Source organism: Paraburkholderia caffeinilytica (genome assembly GCF_046030355.1).
In the GTDB taxonomy this organism is placed as follows: Bacteria; Pseudomonadota; Gammaproteobacteria; order Burkholderiales; family Burkholderiaceae; genus Paraburkholderia; species Paraburkholderia caffeinilytica_B.
The window spans coordinates 1-283 of the sequence record NZ_JAQQCQ010000072.1 but is presented as its reverse complement, the minus strand read 5'-3'; the positions used below and the strand labels follow the sequence as shown (position 1 = coordinate 283).

The window sequence follows — 283 nt, the reverse complement described above, 5'->3', positions numbered from 1 at the left end:
CAGGCGCAGGTCAGTGGTGACCACAGCCGGCAGCGACAGCGACAGCGTTTCAGCGCCGCCGTCCACTTCACGCGACACCGTAGCCTTACCGTCAGCGACCACAACCTTCGAGGCAAACGTGGCTTGCGGCAGATTCGCCAAAGCAGCCAGCATCTGGCCGGTCTGGTTCGAATCGTCATCAATGGCCTGCTTGCCGAGGATGACCAGCCCAGGCTGCTCCTTGTCGACCAGCGCCTTGAGCAGCTTTGCAACCGCCAGCGGCTGCAGTTCTTCGCCCGACTCA

Annotated in this window: 1 protein-coding gene; it reads right to left on the bottom strand. The window is 62.9% G+C overall.

Going from position 1 to position 283, the window contains the following annotated elements:
* Positions 1-283 (bottom strand): adenine nucleotide alpha hydrolase family protein (locus PQQ95_RS36570; protein WP_459251999.1); only part of this gene is annotated, 283 nt, incomplete at both ends.